The organism is Bacteroides sp. (assembly GCF_029057325.1).
GTDB lineage: Bacteria > Bacteroidota > Bacteroidia > Bacteroidales > Bacteroidaceae > Bacteroides.
Genome location: NZ_JAICZW010000096.1, coordinates 67020 through 82084 on the forward strand (window position 1 = coordinate 67020; position 15065 = coordinate 82084).

Annotated in this window: 16 protein-coding genes and 1 tRNA gene; 14 read left to right on the plus strand and 3 right to left on the minus strand. The window is 46.6% G+C overall.

Annotation, left to right across the window (positions count from 1 at the left end):
• Nucleotides 1-93: 93 nt before the first annotated feature.
• Together K2G43_RS05925 and K2G43_RS05930 are read right to left on the minus strand one after the other, a co-directional pair.
• Complete coding sequence (locus K2G43_RS05925; RefSeq protein ID WP_297644795.1) at nt 94-1305, minus strand: ATP-binding protein; 1212 nt, start codon at nt 1303-1305, stop codon at nt 94-96.
• 210 nt (nt 1306-1515) lie between these two features.
• Nucleotides 1516-2238 carry a S24 family peptidase gene (locus K2G43_RS05930; protein WP_297644797.1) on the minus strand — a complete coding sequence of 241 codons (723 nt, stop codon included), beginning with the start codon at nt 2236-2238 and terminating at the stop codon, nt 1516-1518.
• Between the two features lie 215 nt (nt 2239-2453).
• On the opposite strand from K2G43_RS05930, the gene K2G43_RS05935 reads away from it, so the two are divergent.
• The 4 genes from K2G43_RS05935 (at nt 2454) to K2G43_RS05950 (ending at nt 5007) form a co-directional block, all read left to right on the plus strand.
• Nucleotides 2454-2879, plus strand: a complete 426-nt coding sequence (locus K2G43_RS05935; RefSeq protein ID WP_297644798.1) for a hypothetical protein — start codon at nt 2454-2456, stop codon at nt 2877-2879.
• 157 nt (nt 2880-3036) lie between these two features.
• Nucleotides 3037-3951, plus strand: coding sequence for a DUF4373 domain-containing protein (locus K2G43_RS05940; RefSeq protein WP_300153498.1), 915 nt, complete (start codon nt 3037-3039; stop codon nt 3949-3951).
• A gap of 401 nt (nt 3952-4352) precedes the next feature.
• The gene (locus tag K2G43_RS05945; RefSeq protein ID WP_297644263.1) at nt 4353-4838 is read left to right on the plus strand and encodes an HU family DNA-binding protein; all 486 of its coding nucleotides are present in this window, start codon (nt 4353-4355) and stop codon (nt 4836-4838) included.
• Between the two features lie 67 nt (nt 4839-4905).
• A complete protein-coding gene (locus K2G43_RS05950) occupies nt 4906-5007 on the plus strand; it encodes a smalltalk protein (protein ID WP_297644264.1) in 102 nt (33 codons plus the stop codon).
• Between the two features lie 107 nt (nt 5008-5114).
• Here K2G43_RS05950 and K2G43_RS05955 read toward each other — a convergent pair whose 3' ends face one another.
• Complete coding sequence (locus tag K2G43_RS05955) at nt 5115-5816, minus strand: NAD-dependent deacylase (protein ID WP_297644265.1); 702 nt, start codon at nt 5814-5816, stop codon at nt 5115-5117.
• A gap of 182 nt (nt 5817-5998) precedes the next feature.
• Between K2G43_RS05955 and K2G43_RS05960 the strand changes: the two genes are divergently transcribed.
• The 10 genes from K2G43_RS05960 to K2G43_RS06005 form a co-directional block, all read left to right on the plus strand.
• Nucleotides 5999-6595, plus strand: coding sequence for an FKBP-type peptidyl-prolyl cis-trans isomerase (locus K2G43_RS05960; protein WP_297644266.1), 597 nt, complete (start codon nt 5999-6001; stop codon nt 6593-6595).
• Nucleotides 6596-6769: 174 nt separating this feature from the next.
• The gene (locus K2G43_RS05965) at nt 6770-7654 is read left to right on the plus strand and encodes an FKBP-type peptidyl-prolyl cis-trans isomerase (protein ID WP_300153501.1); all 885 of its coding nucleotides are present in this window, start codon (nt 6770-6772) and stop codon (nt 7652-7654) included.
• Between the two features lie 225 nt (nt 7655-7879).
• Entirely contained in the window at nt 7880-8344 is a 465-nt protein-coding gene (locus K2G43_RS05970; RefSeq protein ID WP_297644268.1) for an Lrp/AsnC ligand binding domain-containing protein, read from the plus strand.
• A 94-nt stretch (nt 8345-8438) separates the two neighbouring features.
• Entirely contained in the window at nt 8439-8750 is a 312-nt protein-coding gene (locus tag K2G43_RS05975) for a DUF4491 family protein (RefSeq protein WP_297644269.1), read from the plus strand.
• A 102-nt stretch (nt 8751-8852) separates the two neighbouring features.
• Nucleotides 8853-8926: transfer RNA gene (locus K2G43_RS05980), tRNA-Ile, on the plus strand.
• Between the two features lie 141 nt (nt 8927-9067).
• Complete coding sequence (locus tag K2G43_RS05985; protein ID WP_297644270.1) at nt 9068-10336, plus strand: phage integrase SAM-like domain-containing protein; 1269 nt, start codon at nt 9068-9070, stop codon at nt 10334-10336.
• A 78-nt stretch (nt 10337-10414) separates the two neighbouring features.
• Complete coding sequence (locus K2G43_RS05990) at nt 10415-11257, plus strand: hypothetical protein (protein WP_297644271.1); 843 nt, start codon at nt 10415-10417, stop codon at nt 11255-11257.
• A 134-nt stretch (nt 11258-11391) separates the two neighbouring features.
• On the plus strand, nt 11392-12285 hold the full coding sequence (locus K2G43_RS05995; RefSeq protein WP_297644272.1) for a hypothetical protein: 894 nt from the start codon (nt 11392-11394) through the stop codon (nt 12283-12285).
• Nucleotides 12286-12452: 167 nt separating this feature from the next.
• Complete coding sequence (locus K2G43_RS06000; protein WP_300153505.1) at nt 12453-14063, plus strand: hypothetical protein; 1611 nt, start codon at nt 12453-12455, stop codon at nt 14061-14063.
• Nucleotides 14064-14394: 331 nt separating this feature from the next.
• Nucleotides 14395-15065 (plus strand): DUF3871 family protein (locus K2G43_RS06005; RefSeq protein WP_300153507.1); only part of this gene is annotated, 671 nt, incomplete at its 3' end.

Sequence of the window (15065 nt, forward strand, 5' to 3'; positions counted from 1 at the left end):
AAAGACGTGAGAATCGGTGGAATCCGTGCCCGAATCATATTATGATATTATTCTCTTTTTCATTCGAAACGGTTCGGATGGTTTCTTCAAGAATCACTCCGACAGGAACCGATAAGCCGGTATCATCCTGACAACCTTTCCGTTATCTTCGAAGCTGTCTGTCTGGTTGAGGGTGACGATGATGCCTTCTGTCAGGTTCAGCGCATCCATTGCCTCTGACAGCCCGTTGTATTCGCGGGTGAAATTCTGCTCGTTGATTTGGTGGCATACCTGTATGGCGCTGTGCACCTTTCCCTTGCGGCTGGCGATGAAGTCGCATTCTCCTTGTCCTTTATAATAGCAGATGCTGTCTCCTTGCCGCCGCAGGTGCAGATAGACCAGGTTTTCCAGTTTGTGGCCCGCGTTGTCAGTGAAGCCGGCTGAAGCCTCGTTCACCAGCCCCAAATCAATGGCATAGACCTTTTTGGGGTTGCGTGCCTGCACCTTCAGCGAGTAGTTGAAGATGGGGACGAACTCCAGCAGATAGGCGGATTGATAGAAAGAGAAATACTCCAGAAAGGTGGAGGTGGCTTTGATGCCGAACATTCCCGCCAGCTTGCTTGCCGACACTAAGTTTCCCACATTCGACAGCAGATATACCGCCAAAGCCCGCAGCGAGTTCACGTCCTTGAGGGAGTTCCGCACGGCGATGTCGCGTATCAGGATGTCGTCTATCAGCGTGTTCAGGATGATGCCGTTCGGGTGCTTCACGTATTCGGGTATGCCGCCCGTGCGCAGGTAGTCGGCGAGCGACTCCTCGTTGGCCGTCAGCCGTTTGAAGGAGAGGTATTCGGGGTAGGAGAAGGGGAACAGTTCCATCGGGATGTGCCGTCCCGTGAGGTGTGTGCCCAGCTCCTTGCTCAACAGGGAGGCGTTGGAGCCTGTGACGAACAGGGTGTATCCCTCGTTGAGCAGTTGGTGGACGAAGATTTCCCATCGCGGGACGGTCTGTATCTCGTCGAAGAAGAGTACGGACATTTCCCGCCGCTCTATTTCGCGCAGCAGGCGGTTGAAGTCGTCTGTGGCGAAGCCGGCGAGGCGGATATCCTCGAAGTTCAGGTAGAGCGCCCGGTGGTATTCCTGCGATGACATCAGTTGCCGCAGAAGGGTGCTCTTTCCGCAACGGCGAATGCCCGTAATGATGGTGGCGAACGAAGGGATTACGGGTACTGAGGAGAGTGCCTCGCGCGTCAGCCCATTCTCCTTCTTACGGAATATTTCGGTCTGCGCATCGAGCACGGCGGATATTTCTTCTTGTCTAATCATCTTGTAGAGAGTTTGTTGTCGCAAATATACGATTTTATTTGTTACCAGCAAACGATTTCGTAGTTTACCAGCAAACGATTTCATAGTCCGGCAGCAAACAAACTTCCAAAGCCGGACACAGAGCCACGGAGCCGCCGCGTCGCCGCGAACACCCTCCGCCCCCTCCGGCTCTCAAAAAAAGAACCTCCGTGCCTCTGTGTCTCCGTGTTCTTACATCGTCAGATACTTCCTTATCGAGAACTTCACAATCGCCATCGTGTTGATGGAGGCGAGGGGGATGTCCATCGGTTCGTGGTGCGGGTTGTAGCTCACCAGGCGGAGGCAGTCGGGCCGGTCCGATTGGTTGACGTACTTCACCGCCAGGTATTCGTCGCCTCCGCGCAAGAAGGATACGAGGTATATCTCGCCGTAGCACACCTCGCTGAAGCTCTGTATGGACTTGAATCCCACGATGTCGCCCGACTTGAGGATGGGGTACATCGAGTCGCCCGTCACGTAGATGGCGCCGTCGCAGCGGGGGATGTCGGGAATCATGATTTTGTCCAGTTCATATTGCGGGCCCTCTTCGAGCATCGTCTTCAGGTTGGCGGCGGCGGATAGGTTGTAGAGGGGCACGCTTCGGTTGGCCACGGGGTCGGCTGTTTTCGGATTGTGAAGTATCTCCACTTCGCCCTGAATCAGGTCGCTGTCGCAAAATTTCTCTTGATGCACGGGCGAGCCCTTGCCCGTCAGCAGCCAGTTGTAGTCCACGTCGGCAAACTTGCCCAACACCAGGGGGAAGTCGATGCTGTTGCGTGCCGTCCAGTTGCTCAGGGTGGAGCGCGAGATGCCCAAATAGGCGGCAAGCTCGCTGTCGGTCTTATAGTTTCTCATCCGTTTGGCGCGTTTCATGATTTCGGCGGCGCTAAACACCTTGTCACTCTCATTTTTCATATCTTCCTTGTTTTGGTTTACGGTTCTTGTTGCTCTTCTTTTTTTCGGAATGTAAATTTTTCGGAACGTGTGGTTCGCTTATTTACAGCCGATTAGTAAAAATTCTAACATTAATCTCTCAAATCGCTTGTTTTATAATTAAAAACAGCATTATCTTTGTGGGGACAAAAATAGAGGTTTTGTTTTATAATCGCAAACAATAAAAGAAAAGAATCATGAAAAACATCCAACAAGAAGGCTTCGAGCCTGCATCCAATCCGACAAACACAAGTGTCCAACCTGACAAACACAAGTGTCTGACCGCTCAGGGACTTGCTTCTGACCCGACAGACGCAAGTCCCTGTCAGCCCCTCCGGCGATGCTCCTGCTGCCATCGCCTGTTGCCCCTCTGCGCTTTCTACCTGAAGGGGCGCTTGCAAAAGCCCGATCGCTGCTGCAAGGAGTGCCGCAAGGCGGACAACCGCATCCGGCGCAAAGCCGCGAAATGCTCTGTGAAGGGGGAGAGCCCCCGTCGCAGCTATCCCGTGATTACGGAAATCGAACAAGAGTCCGTCCGCATGTACCTTCTCCGGAAAGCCTTGCAGACCGTCCGCGAAAGCGTGCTCCGCAAACGCCGGAGGCGCTATGAAGAAGATTTCTAAACACGGATATTTTTAAACACAGCTATTTTTAAACACAGAGACACGGAGACACAGAGTTTTGAATCATAGATTATAAATTATAAATCTTTCCCCCCCCCCTCCTCCGTGTCTCTGTGTCTCCGTGTTTTTCTTTCTAAATCTCTAATCCTTAAAACTTATGTCCAGAATCAAGAAACGGGGACTCGACTACTTCCCCATGAACACAGACTTCCTGCACGACCGTCTGGTGCGTCGCATCATGAAACGGGAGGGCGACGCTTCGCTTTCCGTATTAATCCAGACGCTTTGTTGCATCTATTCGGGCGAGGGCTACTACGTTGCCGCCGATGCCCTGTTTTACGACGATTTGGCCGACAACCTCTACCAGCAGGAGCCGGCCGATGTGGAGCGCATCATCCGCCTTGCCGTGGAGTATGGCTTCTTCGACGCCCGCCTCTTCGGTGAGTATGGCATCCTGACTTCGGTGGATATCCAGCGGCAATACTTCTTCATCACGAAGCGCCGCGTGGCTTCGTCGCTGGACGAGCGTTATAATCTGTTGCCGAAGGAGGCTCCCGCGGGAGATGCCGGTCCGGACAAGGCGGCTGTGCTGAAAGAGGTGGCGGAGAGCGTGGCTTCCGGCGGCGTATGCGACGGGGCCGTAATTGCAGCAGAAAAGGGCATAGCTGCAACATTTCAATCTGAAAACATCGAAAACGGGGCTTCGGGTACACAAAGCATACAAAAGCAAAGCACATCAAAGCAAAGCACAGAAAACCCCCTCTTGAGTTCCCCCGGAACCGGTGGAACGGAAGGCGAGGCCGGAGCGTCCGCGGAGGAGGAGTATCTTCGGAAAATAGAGTCGCTGACACTGCCCCGCGACGGCAAGAGGCGAAATCCGGACGGGCTGCTGCTCAACATGCGCCAGTTCCGCATCCCGCCGCACGAGCAGTATGCCATCCTCCTCAAGAGCAACTTCGGAGTCATCGGGCATCCCCTCTGGAAGGGATTCTCCGCCCTCCGGGAAAGCCACGGGAAGATACGGCAGCCGGGGCGCTACTTGCTGAGCCTGTGCAGGGGGGCAGATTTGTGATTTCAGATTTATGATTTATGATTGGGGGGGAGGTTGTCCGAAAACCTGGTTGCTGCTTGCATGCGGTTCTGATTTTAGGCACGGAATTACACGGATTAATCAAGAAGAAAACCGTGTAAATCCATGTAATCCGTGCCTAAATTACTATATCATTATACTATTATGTAGGTTCCTTTTCGTATTGGCACACCTCCCTGCATTGAAAATGAATGCGTTGTATATGTTCCGATAGGTGTCGCCTTCTGGCGATGAAAAGGTAGTGACGATAATTTTCATTTTGTGTAACGCTTTTGCCAAAATCGTTATTTCGTTTTCAAAACAAGTGGTATCTTTGCATTGTCATTAAGCTTAAGACACAAAAACGAAACATTATTATTAACTATTAAAAACTTTACAAGATTATGCCAGTACTTTACAAAACTATTCAATCGACGAAAGAGAACAAAGAGGGTGTGAAGCTGTTTCATCCGCGTGCCGTACACGTCGCCACGATAAGCAGCGTGCAGCTTGCCAAAGAGATTGCCGAGTATTCGTCTCTCACCACGGGTGACGTGAAGAACACGATAGACAACCTGGTGACCGTGATGACCAAGCATCTCCACGCTTCGGAGTCGGTGACGCTCGACGGTCTTGGAACGTTCAGCCTTGTGATGCGCTCGCGGGGCAGGGGGGCGGCTACCGCCGGCGAGGTCAGCCCTTCGCAGGCAAGGTTGCATATACGCTTCATCCCCGCCTTCACCAAGAACCAGGACGGCACCGTAGCCACCCGCGCGCTGATTACGGGCGTGAAGTGCGTGCCCTACAGCAAGGAGTCGGCAGCCTCCGGCGGCGGCAACACGGGCGGCACAGGCGGCGGCGAAGACCCGGGCGATAACCCGTTGGGCTGATCGGGCCGGGAAATTCCGACCGCGGACATCGTACACAAAAAACAACTAAACTAAAGACTAAATCAACATGAAAATCAAGAAAGAAACCTGGAAAAGCATCCTGAAAGTCATCGTAACCGTCATCACCACCGTGGCCGGTGTGTTCGGAGTGAAGGCGATGAACCCGTAAGAGGGAGAGAGAAAAAGCGTGTGCCAAAACAATAAAGGCACACGCTTTTGTGTTTATCAGTTCTTGCTACCGGCCTCGATTGCTGTCTCCGTCGCAGGCCGCCGCTTCTACGCATGCCGCAGCCTTTCTTTCAGTTCCGCCACCCCTTCGGACGCTCCCTTGCGGATGACGTGTATCGGTCTCGCGGAGTGCGCGTCCACCGGTTTGGGGTCTATCAGATAGACTTCCGCCGTGCGGGGGGCGTAGTGCAGCAGTCCGGCGGCGGGATATACGTTCAGCGAGGTGCCGATAATCACGAAGATGTCCGCCTTCTCCACATATCCGATGGCGTTCTCTATCTGCGGCACCGCCTCGCCGAACCAGACGATGAACGGGCGCAGCTGCGAGCCGTCGCCTGCCTTGTCGCCCATCTTCACCTCATAGGCTTCGGGCTCCAGCTCCTTGATGAAGCGCGGGTTGTTGGGGTCGTAGCTGGAGCAGACCTTTGTCAGCTCGCCGTGCAGGTGGACGACGTGTGTGCTGCCTGCCCGTTCGTGCAGGTTGTCCACGTTTTGCGTGATGACGGTCACGTTGAAGTCCCGTTCCAGTTCGGCAAGCCCCGTGTGTCCCGCGTTCGGCTGCACGTCGAGCAGTTGGCGGCGGCGTTCGTTGTAGAAGTTGATGACCAGTTCGGGGTCGCGCGCATACCCTTCGGGGGTCGCCACCAGTTCCACCGGATACTTGTCCCACAATCCGCCCGCGTCGCGGAAGGTGCTGATACCGCTTTCGGCGCTCATTCCCGCGCCCGATAGGATGACTAAGTTTTTCATAAGCTGTTTGTTTTTCAGGAGGGAGTTATCCCCTGCAAATATACGCAGAATGTTGAAGTTGAGTCCTAAATAAGAAAAATTAAATGCCATAAAGCCGCTTCATTCAAATAAAAGCTGTACTTTTGCCACTCATTAATTTGCAACAGGTTGGAAAAGAAACCCTTTTCCTGCCGACAACTACAATGATTATGGATAAATTCAGCTACGCTATCGGCCTTGGAATAGGCCAGAATCTGTTAAGTATGGGCGCCAAGGGAATCGAAGTGGACGACTTCGCGCAAGCAATCAAAGACGTATTGGAGGGCAACCAGACGGCCATCAGCCACACCGAAGCCCGCGACATAGTGAACAAGTACTTCGCCGAAATGGAGGAGAAGATGAACGCCGCCAACATCGAGGCAGGCCGGAAGTTTCTCGAAGAGAACAAGAAACGCCCGGGCGTCATCACACTGCCCAGCGGACTTCAGTACGAGGTAATCACCGAAGGAAACACAGGCGGCCGCTACGCCAAGGCGACCGACCGCGTGCAGTGCCACTACGAAGGCACGCTGATCGACGGCACCCTGTTCGACAGCTCCATCAAGCGCGGACAACCCGCCACCTTCGGCGTGAACCAGGTGATTCCGGGTTGGGTAGAGGCGCTCCAGCTGATGCCCGAAGGCGCCAAGTGGAAACTCTTCATCCCCAGCGACCTGGGCTACGGCGCACAAGGCGCGGGCGAGATGATTCCGCCCCACAGCACCCTCGTCTTCGAAGTGGAACTGCTGAAAATCGTATAATAAGGAGAAGTTATCAGGAGTTAAAGCCGATACTTCTATTAATCATTGATCGCCAATCATTAGTAGGACTGTCGGCTTTAACTCTCAAACGGAGCGTAGCGGAGTGGCAACTCCTTCTAACTCCCGATAACTCCCTCAAACCAAAGAACATTCAACATAAAAAATAAAAGCAAAATGAAAAAAGCAACATTTCTTATGACGCTTGCAGTAGCTGCCGGCCTGGCATCCTGCACGGCGCAAAGTCCGAAAGCAAACCTGAAAACGGACATCGACTCATTGTCTTATGCCATCGGTATGGCACGTACGGAGGGATTGGACCAATACCTTGCACAGCAGGGCATCGACTCTACGCAGATGGTTGAATTCCTGAAAGGCTTCAACGAAGGCGCTTCCAAAATCGACGACAAGGACGTGGCCTACATGGCAGGTCTGCAAATCGGCCAGATGGTGAGCAAGCAGTGGGTCGAAGGCTTCAACCAACAGATTTTCGGCGGTGACTCCACACAGACCCTGAGCCGCGAAAACATGCTGGCAGGCTTCGTGGCAGGCGTGATAGGCAAGGGTGGCGCCATGGATATGGCCAAGGCACAAGAGGTTATGCGCACCCAGATGGACGCCATCAAAGAGAAAGCCACTGCCGCCAAGTATGCCGACAACAAAGAAGCCGGTGAGAAGTTCCTTGCCGAAAACAAGACCAAAGAAGGCGTGGTGACTACCGAAAGCGGCCTGCAATACAAAGTCATCACCGAAGGAAAAGGTGAAATCCCCGCCGACACCTGCAAGGTGAAGGTGCACTACAAAGGTACGCTGATCGACGGCACCGAGTTCGACAGCTCTTACAAGCGCAAGGACAAAGACGGCAACCCGCAACCCGCCACCTTCCATGCCAACCAGGTAATCAAGGGCTGGACCGAAGCCCTGACCATGATGCCTGTAGGCTCTAAGTGGGAACTCTACATCCCCTACGACCTTGCCTACGGTGCAAGAGAGACCGGCGGCCAGATCAAGCCTTTCTCCACCCTGATATTCGAAGTGGAATTGCTCGGAATCGAAAAGTGATCCTACTTACAAAGTGATAGGGCGATAGGGTGATAAAGTGGTAGAAGATGGCATTACCACATTATCACCCTATCACATTATCACCCTACCACTCTACCACATTATCACCCTACCACATTATCGCATTATCACATTTTTTTCCTCCTTTTGCATAGATGAATTAAAATAAAGCTCTATATTTGCTTACTTTTTGATGAGCAATAAGAACTTTACATATTTACAGTTATGGAAAAAATAGACAATCTTGACCGACAGATTTTGGAAATCATTTCCCAAAATGCCCGTATTCCTTTCAAGGATGTAGCTGCCGATTGTGGCGTGTCGCGTGCTGCCATCCACCAACGCGTACAGCGCCTGATAGACCTTGGTGTCATTGTCGGTTCAGGCTATCATGTAAATCCCAAATCTCTGGGCTACAGAACCTGCACTTACGTAGGAATCAAACTGGAGAAGGGCTCCATGTATAAGACGGTGGTTGCTGAGTTGAACAAGATTCCCGAAATCGTGGAATGCCACTTCACCACAGGCCCCTATACCATGCTGACTAAGGTATATGCCCGCGACAACGAGCATCTGATGGACCTGCTGAACAACAAGATGCAGGAGATTCCGGGGGTCACCGCCACCGAAACGCTGATCTCCCTGGAGCAGAGCATCAAGAAAGAAATCCCCATTTGTTCTGAACAATAAGACGGCCGGTTACAAGTTGGCAATCCGCCCGTCCGGCTCGTCCCTGCGGCGGGGCGTGTTGCGCAACTTGTAATCCCCATCATACCCCACAACCATGGACTTCTTGAACGAATATCATCTCTCAGGTCTTTTCATCGGCATCTGCACCTTCCTCATCATCGGCCTGTTCCACCCCGTCGTGGTGAAGGCCGAATACTATTGGGGAACCCGGTGCTGGTGGATTTTCCTGTTGCTTGGCATCGGCGGTGTCGCTGCCTCTCTTTGCGTGAATAACATCCTTGTGGCTTCCCTCCTTGGCGTCTTTGCCTTTTCCTCGTTCTGGACCATCAAGGAGGTGTTCGAGCAGGAAGAGCGGGTGCGCAAAGGCTGGTTTCCCAAGAATCCGAAGCGTACGTATAAATTCTGAGGGCAAAAGCCGTGAAAAGCCATTTGTTTTTTCATTGAAATTCTTGCATATCTCAACAGAAAGCACTACTTTTGCCCCCGCTATCCCCCGAAAGGATACACCGGACTTGTAGCTCAGTTGGTTAGAGCAACAGACTCATAATCTGGAGGTCCCTGGTTCAAGCCCAGGCTGGTCCACAAACTAAAAGGCTCATCTCTAACGAGATAGAGCCTTTTTTGTTTGCAGACCCTCCAGATATAACTCTGTTGCTCTTGGTTAATTTAGTCCTATTTTAAGCAGATGTTGACTAATTGTTGACTAATTAAAATAGAGCTAATATGCTGACTATTAAAGCCGAGATTAAAAGGAGTGAGTTAAAAGTTGACGGAACATATAACGTCAAGATTAGATTCACATTAGACCGCAAGGTGAAACGATTATCCACTAACTTGTTTGTAACCCAACAAGACCTAACCAAATCCCTCAAATTTAAAGAGGACACTCCCATTAAAAGAGAAATAGACAGGCTTGTTCTCTATTACAGGGAACAATGTTTAAAACTGCAATTAGACCGTAATCACTATTCGTTGGATGAAATAGTTGAATTTTTGAATGGAGAACAGGAAAAACAGCAGGCCATTGACTTTATAAAGTTCAGTCGTGAGTGGATAGCTTCTGCTACTATTAAAGGAGCACCCAATTACACTACTGCCATCAATGCCTTGGTACGATTTGTTGGTAAGGAAGAATTGGATATAAATCTTATCACCTTAGATTTCTTGGAACAATTCAAAACATTCTTGATTGGAGAACGCGATGCACGTACCAAGAAACTGATGCATCAGTGTAAACGTGTAACCTCTAACCGTACCCTTTCCCTCTACTTGGTAAGCATTAAGAAGCTGTTCAATGAAGCTAAACGCAAGTTCAATAAGAAGGACAAGAACCTTATTCTTATTCCTAACTCACCCTTTGAGGACTTCAAGATACCTAAACAGGAAGCTACCCGTAAGAGAGCCATTCCAGCAGACATCATTAAAAAGGTGTGGAAATTGCCTTATAAAGAAATGAAGAAAGGATATAAGTCCACGTGTCGCTACAATTTGGCTAAGGACTGTTTTATTCTCTCATTCTGTCTTATGGGAATCAATTCAGCAGACCTTTACAATGCTACTGAAATGAGAGGAAACACTATTATCTATAACAGAACTAAGACCAAAGCTCGCAGATTGGATGGTGCAAAAATGATGGTAGATATTCCTAAGATAGTGCAACCTCTTATTGATAAGTACAAAGATAGCACAGGCAAACGTCTGTTCAACTTCTATCAATTCTATGGGGATGAAAAGACTTTTAACAAGGCTATCAATTCTGGGTTGAAAGAGATTGGAGCAATATTAGAAGTAGATGATTTGGAATACTACGCTGCGCGCCATAGTTGGGCTACCATTGCACTGAACAAAGTAGGCATAGACAAATACATTGTTCACGCAGCTTTGAACCACATAGATGATTCTATGAAGGTGACAGATATTTATATTGAACGTGACTTTGTAAATGAAAACAAGGCTAATACTAAGGTTGTGAAGTACGTGTTTGGTAAGTAAGCTAATAATTCCCCACTTGTAGTAATTGAAGTGGGGATTATTTTTTAATTTTGTGCAGAATTGGAGCAGGAAGTACTTATGGAAGATAACCCAAATATAGAAGAACAGAATATTCTCCCCAAAATGGATATAGATTTGTTAGCTGAAATGGAGCAAAGCATGGAAAATGATTTCAAACGTGAATATCAGCAGGAAGATGTTGCATCTATTCTTGACAGCATAGAATATATCAGAATCTATTGCAGGAACTTCCCACTATTTAATGGAGACGATTATCAGCCACTTCAAGCACCATTCGCATACTATCGTAGTCGCAATACATATTTAAAGGAGCTGCCATTTACAGAAGATGAGTTCTATAATTTCACACTGATACAAGAGGCTATCAACAAATTGGAGTTACAACCCAAACCAACCTTTGAGTTCATAGCATTCTTATACCACATCATCAAAGTGTGGAGCGAGAACCAAATAACCACAGGGATTAACAGGGTAAACAACATTCTCTCCATCTTAGAGGAACAGCCCAATGCCAAATTAAAAATGAATATCAAAGTAGATGGCAAGAACTTCGAGTTCGAGAACTCCCTATTCATTCACTCTATACTTGAATTTTATTCTTCCCATGAACAGGTTTCACACTATCTTGTGGAGCGAGAGAATAAAAGAGTACGAGAGCGCACTATCCAATATTCTTTAGTCAAGACATTGCTGGATTATCTTCCCATCAAAGTAAAGAAGCCAGAGGATGTAAAATTTGTACAAGCAGAAAGAGACTTAGCCCTATGCACCTTATATCTCTGCAAATTGCTCACAGGAGACCCTGCATATGTCTGCACTAAAGACAATAACATTACATTTGACAGCTTGATGAGGGCTTTCAAAGACTTCAATATTACACTCAATCGAATGCTAACTTAATGATATTCAGCAGAGAAACTTTAGATTAATAAAACTTACTCTTACATACCCTATTTAAGAGACATATCTTTGCATCGCTTTCAGAAAGCTGGCAGGCACGTTGCCGCAGACTAATCACTGAAAGCCCCAAAGACATGAAGAACTTAAATTTATTGTTCATCGAAGGTAACCGCACTAAAATTGACAATTCTAACGTAGTTGAATCTTACAACAAGATTAAGGCATGGGGATTCATTGAAACAATGCCTATTGAATACTTCCCAATGGAAGAAGCTAAGGATAAATTAGGCGGTAGAAAGTTGTACAAACCTACTATTGCTCGCAAGAAAGGAGAGGGCTCTGCTACTATCAGCAATTTCGAGATTAAAATGGTTGAAGTACAGGAAGCAGACTATGACAAGTACGACGGTGTTTGTGGCGATGGTCAGCATAGAACAATAGCCCTCATGTTTGATGAATTGAAAGATGTTACAGCTACTTATCAGCCAGTAAAACTCTCTAAAGAGAATATGGATATATTGGCTTACATATCAATACGTAACAATGGCAGGAAATGGTCTAATGATGATTTTTATGCTTCCAATATTTCAACAGGAGATACTAATGCAGACTATATCCTTAATAAAAGGAAAGAAGGCTATATTCCTGCATTCCTTTTCAACGTTTATACTCTTGGAACATCTAATCTGACAGCAGCACAAATCAAGTCAATCCAACAAGGATATAAAAAACTCTCTGACTTTAGTAAAGTCCAAATCAGCCAAGACACACAAGATAAGGGAGATAGAATCTTAGCGGCATTAGAATCTAACAGCTTCATCTCTAATGATAGGTTTACTGGACGTTTTGGAGCAGGATTGAAAGCATTCTTTACTGAATGTAATGATATAGAAGTGGTTGTAAACACTATCAACCATATCAATAAAGAGAATTGGAATAAGTACTTCACCCCAATCGCAGGTCAGAGCATGGAAGCAAAATCTTACAAGGAAGCTCTGGCTAAATTGGCAGGACAAGTGAAGGAATGACCTTTCAGACAGCCCATGTGACAGGTGGGCTTCTCTACTCTAAATTTTAGGGTTGGGCATTTCAGCCCTATAGAACTACCTCAATTTACCTCTTTTAGAGACTTTATACATATATAAGATTCTATAATTGGGGTTACAGCTAACAGATTTTTAAAAGCCAACAATATATGATTACCAAGTTAGATATTCAAGAGAAAGATGGATTCCTTATCATGGATGACTTCCCTACAAACTGCATCTTTAATAAGGTCAAGACAGGTTGCGGTGCTACGACCATAGCACTTACTAATAGTGAGAATTACATTATCGCTGTTCCAACGACTGAACTGATTGAGAACAAATGCTATCCAATTAAAGATGCAGAAGGCAATGTGAAGTTCTGGAAGAAACATGAGCGCAGAGCAGGATTAAGTCCTGTTGTTAATAACCTGTTTGGCTTATATGGGAATTTCACCTTAGAGCTAAAGAAGAAATTAAAGGACTACCTATCTTCTGTTGGAGTAAAGAAGATTATCTGCACTTATGACAAGATAGACAAGCTGATGGAGTTTATCAATCCTAAAGGCTTTAAACTGACGATTGACGAATATCACAATTTCCTTAAACAATACTCATTCAGAGATAAGGCTATCAATGGGGTGTTGGCTCACTTTAAAGAGTTCAAATCCTATTGCTTCTTGTCTGCTACCCCTATTCCAAACAATTTGAAGCCAGCAATATTCAATGATATACCAGAGTACATCGCTAATTGGAATACAACAGACGATATTACTGTTTATCCTTACCATACAGACAAGCCTTATATGGTAGCAGCCAAGTTCATCAAAACCTACCAAGCTAAAAGCAGTCTGAATGTGAACGGCATTGAGAGCAAGGAAGCATACTTCTTCATCAACAGCGTTACTGAAATCAAAGCCATACTTAAACAGACGCAATTAACAGAGGATGATTATAGAATTATCTGTGCTGACAATCCTAAGAATAGAAGAACCTTAGAAGAATATACTATATCAAGTTCTGCTGACGCTCCCAAGAAATTCAACTTTATCACTTCCAAATCATTTGAGGGTGTGGACTTCCATTCTGAAACAGGATTATGCTTTGTTGTCAGCAATGTTCAGAACAGGCACACATTGGTCAGCGTTGATATGGACATACCTCAAATTGTAGGAAGAATCAGAACCAAGTCCAATCCATTTAGAAATAAAGTAGTCCATATCTTCAACACTAAAGCTACTGACCATTACACAACATTTGAAGAAATGGAGCAGATTGTGGATAAGGAAGTAAAGGCAGCACAAGAAAGGGCTGATATGCTTAATAATACCAAACTATCAGAAGCGGCAACCAAGCAACAGATTAATGAGATTAAGAAAGTTGGGATTGAATCTTACCTATCTTATCAAGAGAACAAATTTGTCGTTAATGATATGGTAGCCAAGTTACAGCTTTACAGCTATTATATTGCTACTGTGGTTTACCAATCAGACAAATCATTAAGAGAAACTTATGCCCAATCTGGAATAGTAACTACTAAAGGTAAATGGCATATCGCACCAGAGAAGTTTGTCAAGGAATTAATTGTAAAGCCAACTTTCAGAGAACTACACAAACGATATTGTGAAATCAAAGCAAATCCAATGACATTCGACTTGCAAGCCATTGAGATAGAACATGAATATCCAATCTTAGGCAGGGCTTACCGCCAACTTGGAATAAAGGAATTAAAGCCGTTACGAACCATCAAATCCATCAAGGAGGCTTTGGGTGAACAATAATCCAATATCAAATATTTTTAATGATACGCGGAAGGGCATACCACTATTTTACACCCCCTCACACCAAGCAGAGTAAAAATGAGATTGGTCAGACACCTACCCACTCCCTCAATCCTTATAAATTTTACTATTCACCTCACATCATTCATAGACTTCTTAAAGCGATACACAATACAGACATAATGGTAATACAGCCTAATTGTAATATCGCTTAAATGTAATTCAGCGAATTGTAGTAAAGCCCAAAGCGTAACGGAGCAATCCTAAACGACATGGGCTTTGCCAATTTCAGAGTTAATTCAATCAATAATCATTTAAACAATTTATCATTATGAGAAATTTAGTTATCATGCCGTCTATGGCAAACAACCGTGAGAGAATGAATTTGGGTGAATACGCAGAAGAAGCTACAATTATTGTGGACGAACCTGTAAGACCTGTAAACCGTTTCATTGAAGCCAACACACAGGAAGCGACCTTACATCATCTGAAACATGAGTGCATTACTCCTGTGTTCTCTAAAGACAATGAACTTACCATTAACCATGCCGCATTTGTGGAAACCATACAGGATGCAGCACAGTCATTCTTTAGTGGTGAGAGAGTGGAACAGGCAGACATTCGTGTGAGCCACATTATCAAAGGAAGAATCCCAGAAGCTATCCACAAGCCAGCCAACCAACTATTGGAATCTGACAAGACCATTTATTATGAGAGGGCAGCGTTCAGCATTGATGTTCCTACCATTTATGAAACGGTTGGGGGAAATAAGCTCAATCTTTCAATCGTAGGTGTGAGGGCTTATAATCAGATGAACTTATACAGCAAGAAAGTTCCAGAGTTGTTCAGATTGGCGATTGGATTCAAAAATCAAGTCTGTTGCAATATGTGTGTCTTTACAGATGGCTACAAGGATGATTTGAGAGTGAGCAGTACAAGTGAACTTTATCGTGCGGCTTTGGAACTGTTCAACAACTACAATCCTGCCAAGCATCTTTATCT

Bases quoted from the DNA above. Each gene is read 5' to 3' on its own strand.
- K2G43_RS05985 (WP_297644270.1), top strand. From the start codon at position 9,068: ATGCTGACTATTAAAGCCGAGATTAAAAGGAGTGAGTTAAAAGTTGAC.
- K2G43_RS05925 (WP_297644795.1), bottom strand. From the start codon at position 1,305: ATGATTAGACAAGAAGAAATATCCGCCGTGCTCGATGCGCAGACCGAA.
- K2G43_RS05950 (WP_297644264.1), top strand. From the start codon at position 4,906: ATGAAAATCAAGAAAGAAACCTGGAAAAGCATCCTGAAAGTCATCGTA.
- K2G43_RS05995 (WP_297644272.1), top strand. From the start codon at position 11,392: ATGAAGAACTTAAATTTATTGTTCATCGAAGGTAACCGCACTAAAATT.
- K2G43_RS05940 (WP_300153498.1), top strand. From the start codon at position 3,037: ATGTCCAGAATCAAGAAACGGGGACTCGACTACTTCCCCATGAACACA.
- K2G43_RS05955 (WP_297644265.1), bottom strand. From the start codon at position 5,816: ATGAAAAACTTAGTCATCCTATCGGGCGCGGGAATGAGCGCCGAAAGC.
- K2G43_RS05965 (WP_300153501.1), top strand. From the start codon at position 6,770: ATGAAAAAAGCAACATTTCTTATGACGCTTGCAGTAGCTGCCGGCCTG.
- K2G43_RS06000 (WP_300153505.1), top strand. From the start codon at position 12,453: ATGATTACCAAGTTAGATATTCAAGAGAAAGATGGATTCCTTATCATG.
- K2G43_RS05945 (WP_297644263.1), top strand. From the start codon at position 4,353: ATGCCAGTACTTTACAAAACTATTCAATCGACGAAAGAGAACAAAGAG.
- K2G43_RS05990 (WP_297644271.1), top strand. From the start codon at position 10,415: ATGGAAGATAACCCAAATATAGAAGAACAGAATATTCTCCCCAAAATG.
- K2G43_RS05930 (WP_297644797.1), bottom strand. From the start codon at position 2,238: ATGAAAAATGAGAGTGACAAGGTGTTTAGCGCCGCCGAAATCATGAAA.
- K2G43_RS05970 (WP_297644268.1), top strand. From the start codon at position 7,880: ATGGAAAAAATAGACAATCTTGACCGACAGATTTTGGAAATCATTTCC.
- K2G43_RS05960 (WP_297644266.1), top strand. From the start codon at position 5,999: ATGATTATGGATAAATTCAGCTACGCTATCGGCCTTGGAATAGGCCAG.
- K2G43_RS05935 (WP_297644798.1), top strand. From the start codon at position 2,454: ATGAAAAACATCCAACAAGAAGGCTTCGAGCCTGCATCCAATCCGACA.
- K2G43_RS05975 (WP_297644269.1), top strand. From the start codon at position 8,439: ATGGACTTCTTGAACGAATATCATCTCTCAGGTCTTTTCATCGGCATC.